General features: G+C 65.3%; 8 protein-coding genes and 1 pseudogene. 3 read left to right on the top strand and 6 right to left on the bottom strand.

Annotated elements, in window-relative coordinates; all coding sequences use genetic code 11:
- Positions 1 to 215: 215 nt before the first annotated feature.
- The 3 genes from ACCC94_RS25995 to ppnN all read left to right on the top strand — a co-directional run bounded on the left by ACCC94_RS25995 (position 216) and on the right by ppnN (position 3670).
- Positions 216 to 1433, top strand: a complete 1218-nt coding sequence (locus ACCC94_RS25995; RefSeq protein WP_413352492.1) for an argininosuccinate synthase — start codon at positions 216 to 218, stop codon at positions 1431 to 1433.
- Between the two features lie 155 nt (positions 1434 to 1588).
- A complete protein-coding gene (gloA, locus tag ACCC94_RS25990) occupies positions 1589 to 1981 on the top strand; it encodes a lactoylglutathione lyase (RefSeq protein WP_045209838.1) in 393 nt (130 codons plus the stop codon).
- Between the two features lie 297 nt (positions 1982 to 2278).
- Entirely contained in the window at positions 2279 to 3670 is a 1392-nt protein-coding gene (gene ppnN, locus ACCC94_RS25985) for a nucleotide 5'-monophosphate nucleosidase PpnN (protein ID WP_413352491.1), read from the top strand.
- Positions 3671 to 3824: 154 nt separating this feature from the next.
- Here ppnN and ACCC94_RS25980 read toward each other — a convergent pair whose 3' ends face one another.
- The 6 genes and pseudogenes from ACCC94_RS25980 to ACCC94_RS25955 form a co-directional block, all read right to left on the bottom strand.
- The gene (locus ACCC94_RS25980) at positions 3825 to 4007 is read right to left on the bottom strand and encodes a PA3496 family putative envelope integrity protein (protein ID WP_207885198.1); all 183 of its coding nucleotides are present in this window, start codon (positions 4005 to 4007) and stop codon (positions 3825 to 3827) included.
- A 107-nt stretch (positions 4008 to 4114) separates the two neighbouring features.
- Positions 4115 to 4753 (bottom strand): endonuclease III, encoded by a 639-nt coding sequence (gene nth, locus ACCC94_RS25975; protein ID WP_192436107.1) that lies wholly within the window; start codon positions 4751 to 4753, stop codon positions 4115 to 4117.
- Positions 4750 to 5463 carry an electron transport complex subunit E gene (locus tag ACCC94_RS25970; RefSeq protein WP_413352490.1) on the bottom strand — a complete coding sequence of 238 codons (714 nt, stop codon included), beginning with the start codon at positions 5461 to 5463 and terminating at the stop codon, positions 4750 to 4752. Before ACCC94_RS25970 ends, nth begins: the two co-directional genes overlap by 4 nt.
- Positions 5456 to 6091 (bottom strand): electron transport complex subunit RsxG, encoded by a 636-nt coding sequence (rsxG, locus tag ACCC94_RS25965; RefSeq protein WP_413352489.1) that lies wholly within the window; start codon positions 6089 to 6091, stop codon positions 5456 to 5458. Before rsxG ends, ACCC94_RS25970 begins: the two co-directional genes overlap by 8 nt.
- Entirely contained in the window at positions 6088 to 7128 is a 1041-nt protein-coding gene (locus tag ACCC94_RS25960; RefSeq protein WP_413352488.1) for an RnfABCDGE type electron transport complex subunit D, read from the bottom strand. Before ACCC94_RS25960 ends, rsxG begins: the two co-directional genes overlap by 4 nt.
- A pseudogene (locus ACCC94_RS25955) lies at positions 7128 to 7365 on the bottom strand (electron transporter RnfB); the annotation flags it as partial. The pseudogene ACCC94_RS25955 and the gene ACCC94_RS25960, both read right to left, overlap by 1 nt.

Here is a 7365-nt window from a genome sequence, read left to right as displayed (position 1 = left end):
CCCCCGCCCAGAGCGCCCCGGCAGCGCCTGCCGCCAACGCGGCCAATCCACCCACCACGCCGCCCGCGACGCCCAAGGGCTGAGCCGCGGCGTCAAGTCGCACCGACGATAGTATTTGTCGCTTTGTCGTCAAAAGCTGTCGCCCCTCTGTAAATAATTCCGAGCGGACAGTAGAATCGGCCCCTTTCGTGACAACCCCCGTGGAGTTGAGTGGCATGGCGGACGTGAAGAAGGTAGTCCTGGCGTATTCCGGTGGCCTGGACACCTCGGTGATTCTGAAGTGGCTGCAGGATACCTATAACTGTGAAGTGGTGACCTTCACCGCCGACCTGGGTCAGGGCGAGGAGGTCGAGCCGGCCCGCGCCAAGGCCAAGCAGATGGGCGTGAAAGAGGTCTTCATCGAGGACCTGCGAGAAGAGTTCGTCCGCGACTTCGTCTACCCGATGTTCCGTGCCAACACCGTCTACGAAGGCGAGTACCTGCTGGGTACTTCCATCGCCCGTCCGCTGATCGCCAAGCGCCTGATCGAGATCGCCAACGCCACCGGCGCTGACGCCATCTCCCACGGCGCCACCGGCAAGGGCAACGACCAGGTGCGTTTCGAGCTGGGCGCCTATGCGCTGAAGCCGGGCGTGAAGGTGATCGCCCCCTGGCGCGAGTGGGACCTGCTGTCCCGCGAGAAGCTGATGGACTACGCCGAAGCCCACAACATCCCGATCGAGCGCCACGGCAAGAAGAAGTCGCCGTACTCCATGGATGCCAACCTGCTGCACATCTCCTATGAAGGCGGCGTGCTGGAAGACACCTGGACCGAGCACGAAGAGGACATGTGGAAGTGGACCGTCTCCCCGGAGAAGGCCCCTGACGCCGCGACCTACATCGAGCTGACCTACCGCAAGGGCGACATCGTCGCCATCGACGGCAAGGACCTGACTCCGGCCCAGGTACTGACCGAGCTGAACCGCATCGGCGGCGCCAACGGCATCGGCCGCCTGGACATCGTCGAGAACCGCTATGTCGGCATGAAGTCCCGCGGCTGCTACGAGACCCCCGGCGGCACCATCATGCTCAAGGCGCACCGCGCCATCGAGTCGATCACCCTGGACCGCGAAGTCGCTCACCTGAAGGACGAGCTGATGCCGCGCTACGCCAAGCTGATCTACACCGGCTACTGGTGGAGCCCGGAGCGCGAGATGCTCCAGCAGATGATCGATGCCTCCCAGGAGCACGTGAACGGCGTCGTGCGCCTGAAGCTGTACAAGGGCAACGTCATCGTGGTCGGCCGCAAGTCCGACGACTCGCTGTTCGATGCCAACATCGCGACCTTCGAGGAAGACGGCGGCGCCTACAACCAGGCCGATGCCGCTGGCTTCATCAAGCTCAACGCGCTGCGCATGCGTATCGCCGCCAACAAGGGCCGCAAGCTGTTCTAAGCGACCCATGGAGGAGCGAGCCTGTTCGCGAAGCTTTTGCTTTTTGCGCGGTTCGCGAGCAAGCTCGCTCCTACAGTAGAACAACAATCCCCGGCCACGAGCCGGGGTTTGTGTTTATAAGCCCGCTACCCGGGCACCTGATGAGGAAAGAACCGATGAGACTGCTGCACACCATGCTGCGCGTCGGCGACATGGACAAATCCATCGCCTTCTACACCGAAGTCCTGGGCATGACCCTGCTGCGCCGCAAGGATTACCCGGACGGCCAGTTCACCCTGGCTTTCGTGGGCTACGGCAACGAAGACGACAACAGCGTCATCGAGCTGACCTACAACTGGGGCGTGGACCAGTACGAGCTGGGCACCGGCTACGGCCATATCGCCCTGGAAGTGGCGGACGTCTACAAGGCCTGCGAGGACATTCGCTCCCGCGGCGGCAAGATCACCCGCGAACCGGGCCCGATGAAGCACGGCACCAGCATCCTGGCCTTCGTCGAGGACCCGGACGGCTACAAGATCGAGCTGCTCAGCCCGCAGCGCAAGGACTGATCCTTCGCCCGCAGGCGAAGCGTTGCTGAGAAACCCCGCCCTGTTGCGGGGTTTTTCTTTTCCGGTGCGTCATCAGAAAGTCATCGCAGCGTTCATACTCAAGGGGCATCGACGTCGGACGCGTCGATTGCGGAAGCAGTTTCCGCCATTCGCTTGTCACAGTCAGAAGGAGCGCGCTGCGGGCCGGAGAATCCCCGCCGCGACGCCCCCGGCAGTGACGGCCGAACGGACGGCCGCATCGATTTATCGGAAGGCCCTGCGCCCTGGCGCGCGCCTTCCATCGTCAAGGAATACAGCATGTCCCCAAGACCGGTAAACAATGCCTCGGTCAGCCCCAAGGGCAGCCTCGAAACCCTCTCCCAACGTGAAGTCCACCAGCTCAGCGAAGCGGGCTCCGGCAGTACCTACAAGCTCTTTCGCCAGTGCGCACTGGCCATCCTCAACACCGGCACGCAGATCGACAACGCCAAGCACATCCTCGACGCCTACCGCGACTTCGAGCTGGAAATCCACCAGCAGGACCGCGGCGTGCGCCTGGAACTGTTCAATGCACCGGCGGATGCCTTCGTCGACGGCGAGATGATCGCCAGCACCCGCGAGATGCTCTTCAGCGCCCTGCGCGACATCGTCTACACCCAGAACGCGCTGAACAGCCGGCGCTTCGGCCTGGACAGCTCGGCCGGCATCACCGACTACGTCTTCCACCTGCTGCGCAACGCCCGTGCCCTGCACGCCGGCGTGGAGCCGAAGATCGTCGTGTGCTGGGGCGGCCACTCCATCAGCACCAACGAGTACAAGTACACCAAGAAGGTCGGTCACGAGCTGGGCCTGCGCAGCCTCGACGTCTGCACCGGCTGCGGCCCGGGCGTGATGAAGGGCCCGATGAAGGGCGCCACCATCGGCCACGCCAAGCAGCGCATCACCGACGGCCGCTACCTGGGCCTGACCGAGCCGGGGATCATCGCCGCCGAGGCGCCGAACCCTATCGTCAACGAACTGGTGATCCTGCCGGACATCGAGAAGCGCCTGGAGGCCTTCGTCCGCGTCGGCCACGGCATCATCGTGTTCCCCGGCGGCGTCGGCACGGCCGAGGAATTCCTCTACCTGCTGGGCATCCTCATGCACCCGGAAAACCAGGACATGCCGTTCCCCCTGGTGCTCACCGGCCCGCGCAGCGCGGCGGCTTACATCGAGCAGCTGCATGCCTTCGTCGGCGCGACCCTGGGCGAGGCGGCGCAGAAGCGCTACCGCATCATCATCGACGACCCGGCGGAAGTGGCGCGGGAAATGAGTGTCGGCCTCAAGCGGGTCAAGCAGTTCCGCCGCGAGCGCAACGACGCCTACCACTTCAACTGGCTGCTGAAGATCGACGAGGGCTTCCAGCGCCCGTTCGAACCGACCCACGAGAACATGGCCGGCCTGGACCTGGGCCGCGACGTGCCGCCCCACGAGCTGGCGGCGAACCTGCGGCGGGCGTTCTCCGGCATAGTCGCCGGCAACGTGAAGGAACAGGGCATCCGCATGATCGAGGCGTTCGGCCCCTACGAGATCAACGGCGACGCAGCCATCATGGAACCACTGGATGCCTTGCTGCAGGCCTTCGTCGAACAGCACCGCATGAAGCTGCCGGGCGGCGCGGCGTACGAGCCTTGCTATCGGGTGGTGCAGCGAGCTGGTGTGGCGGTGTAGCCCCCTGTAGGAGCGAGCTTGCTCGCGAACTGCTCAGCACCGGAGTCGCCGGGAGGCACTGTTCGCGAGCAAGCTCGCTCCTACAAAGTGCAAAAAACAAAAGCCCCGCCAGGATGCGGGGCTTTTTCATGCGTGTATTTCTTCAAGAGAAGGCTTACAGATCGAAATCGTAGTCGGACAGCTGGCGCTGCAGGCGACGCTCTTCCAGGTAATTGTCGATGATGCGGCGCTTGGTCAGGTTGGTCTTGGCTACCTCTGCCGCGGCTTCGGCGCCGTCATCGCTGTCGTCTGTGCTGACATCGTCCTCGAGTTCGAGGTCTTCTTTGTCGTTTGCCATTCGGTGCACTCCACAACACGGGGTGTGTTGGCGCCCCTTATAACGACAAAGGACCAAGCGGTAAAAAAGATTTTTTCAATCAGGCTGAAGGAATTTTCCCATAACGCTCAATCGTCCGAGGTCTTGTGCTTGTACTCGCACAGATCCTCGATCCGGCAACTGCCGCACTGCGGCTTGCGCGCCTTGCAGACGTAGCGGCCATGCAGGATCAGCCAGTGGTGCGCATCCAGCAGGTATTCCTTGGGCACGAACTTGAGCAGCTTGCGCTCCACCTCCAGCACGTTGCGCCCCGGCGCGATGTTGGTGCGGTTGGACACGCGGAAGATATGCGTATCCACCGCCATTGCCGGTTGCCTGAAGGCCGTGTTGAGGACCACGTTGGCGGTCTTGCGGCCCACGCCCGGCAAGGCCTCGAGGTCTTCGCGGTTCTCCGGCACCTGGCCGCCGTGCTTCTCGATGAGGATGCGGCAGGTCTCGATGGTGTTCTTCGCCTTGCTGTTGTACAGGCCGATGGTCTTGATGTACTCCGACAGGCCTTCCACGCCTAGGGCGTAGATCGCCTCGGGAGTGTTGGCTACCGGGTAGAGCTTGGCGGTGGCCTTGTTCACCCCGACGTCGGTGGCCTGGGCGGAGAGCAGCACCGCAATCAGCAGCTCGAAGGGCGTGCTGTAGGCCAGTTCGGTCTCGGGGTTGGGATTGTCTTCCTTGAGTCGGCGGAAAATCTCCGCGCGCTTGGCGGCATTCATTCGATCACTCCGGTCACGCGGACGCGTTGGCGCTCGGTCGCGGGGGCGTCGCCCGCCGGCGCCCTGGCGCGGTCCGCCAGGCTTTCATCGATACGGTTCTTCAGTGCAATCAGCAGGCCCAGCGTCAGGAAGGCGCCAGGTGGCAATACGGCCAGCAGCAGCCCCTGGTAGCCGGGAATCTGCAGCTTCCAGTGGGCGGCGGTGGGGCCGAACAGCAGGTCCATCCCCGCGAAAAGGGTGCCATGACCGAGCAGTTCGCGCAGCGTGCCGATGGCCAGCAGGACGAGGGCGAAGCCCAGCCCCATCATCAGCGCGTCGAACGCCGAGCGCGCGACATTGTTGTTGCTGGCGAAGGATTGCGCGCGGCCGAGGATCACGCAGTTGGTGGTAATCAGCGGCACGAAGATGCCCAGCACCTGGTACAGCTCGTAGCGCCACGCCTGCATCAGCAGTTCGACGCAGGTGGTCAGGGCGGCGATGACCAGCAGGAAGGCCGGCAGGCGCACGGCCTCGCTCAGCGTGCCGCGGATCAGCGATACGGCGACGCTGGAGCAGACCAGCACGAAGATCGTCGCCAGCCCCAGGCCGAGGGCGTTGACCATGGAACTGCTGGTGCCCAGCAGCGGGCACAGGCCGAGCAGCTGGACGAGGCCGGGGTTGTTCTTCCACAGGCCCTGCAGGGCGATTTCGCGGTAGCCGGGATTACTCATGCCTGTCTCCCGAAGCAGCAGGGGCGAGCAGCTCCGACTTGTGCGCATCGAAGTACTGCAGCGCCAGGTGCGTGGCCTTGACCACCGCACGGGGGGTGACGGTGGCGCCGACGAACTGGTCGAACTGGCCGCCGTCCTTATTCACCTTCCAGCCGGGCTCGGCCGGGTCGCCCAGCGAGCGGCCGTCGAAGCCGTGCAGCCAGTCGCTCTTGCCCGGTTCGATGCGGTCGCCCTGGCCGGGCGTTTCGTGGTGCGCCACGACCCGCACACCGAGCAGGCGGCCTTGTGCAGTCACGCCTACCAGCAGCTGGATCGAGCCGCCGTAGCCATCCCGCGCCACGGGCTGGAGCACGACCGCGGTGGTCTGCCCCTGGAGCCGGGCGAGGTAGGCCGACGCCGGCTCGTCACGGCCCAGCAGCTTGGGATCGAAGGTGCTGACCTGGGTATCCAGCGGATGGTTGTCGTAGCTTCCCTTGGGCAGTAGCTCCAGTACCGCCCGGCCATGGAATTCGCGTTGAGCGGTGTCGATGCGCTGGGCGGTGAACTGGTGAACGGTCGCCACTACGCCGGCGGCAGCCACCGCGAGCAGGCCCAGCGCCAGGGCATTCTTCAGCAGGGCGCGGTTCATCGGTCACCCGCCCGGAAGCCGCGCTCGGGCTTCTTGTGCCCGTAGGTGCGCGGACGGGTGAAGTAGTCGAGGGTCGGTGCGGCGAGGTTCATCAGCAGCACCGCGAAGGCGAGGCCATCGGGATAACCGCCCCAGGCGCGGATCACGTAGGTGAGCACGCCGACGCCGATGCCGAACAGCAACCGGCCGCGGTTGCTGGTGGCGCCGGAGACCGGGTCGGTGACGATGAAGAAGGCGCCGAGCATGGTTGCGCCGCTGAACAGGTGCAGCAGCGGCGAGCCGTGGGAATCGGAGCCGGTGCCGTTCCAGAACAGCAGGCTCATGCCGAACAGGCCGCCGAGCATGCCCACCGGCGTATGCCAGGTGTACAGCTTGCGCCAGAGCAGGAACAGACCGCCGACGAGGAAGGCCAGGTTGACCAGTTCCACGCCACGCCCGCCAACGCTACCGAAGGCGGGTGACTGTGCGAGCAGTTCTTCCATGGTCAGGCTGTGGTTGTTGCGCACCGCGTCCAGCGCCGTGGCGCCGACCCAGGCGTCCGGCCCATGGCTTGCGAAGCCGAAGATCTGCTGCAACCCCTCGGCGAACCCGAGCGCGCTGTCCGGCGTCGGCCACTGGCTCATCTGCTGCGGGAAGGACACCAGCACTACCGCGTAGCCGACCATCGCCGGGTTGAACGGGTTCTGCCCAAGGCCGCCGTACAGGTGCTTGCCGAAGATCAGCGCGAACACGGTGGCGACCGCGCTCAGCCACCAGGGCGAGTAAGGCGGCAGGGCCAGGGCGAGCAGCACGGCGGTGACCAGCGCGCTGCCGTCTTTCAGGAAGAAGGTCACCGGGCGGTCGCGCAGCTTCAGCATCAGCGCCTCGGTGGAGAGGGCGAGCAGGCTGCACCAGAGCAGGTTGAACAGGGTGCCGACGCCATACAGGCCGATCAGCACCAGGGCTCCCGGTGCGCAGGCCGCCAGCAGCGTCAGCATGACTCTCTGCGTGCGGTTTGCGCCGGTGGCGTGGGGCGAGCTGATGCGTGACTGCCTCATCAGGAGGCCTCACCGCTGGCATCGGCAACGGCGCGTTCCGCCGCTTTCAGGCGCTCACGGGCAGTGGCCAGTGCCCGTGAGCCAGCACCCTCGCGTTCGAGCTTCTTCAGGTCGGCGCGGGCATAGGCCAGTTCGGTCTTGGCGGCGCGCAGGGCCGGGGTGACGGGGCGCTTGTCGGTACGCACCAGGTCCGGCGGCGCCTTGCCGCTGGCGTCTTCGGCGGCGTGCAGGGCGGTT

It is taken from the genome of Pseudomonas sp. Pseusp97 (assembly GCF_047304025.1).
GTDB lineage: Bacteria > Pseudomonadota > Gammaproteobacteria > Pseudomonadales > Pseudomonadaceae > Pseudomonas.
This window is presented reverse-complemented; position numbering and strand designations above follow the sequence as displayed.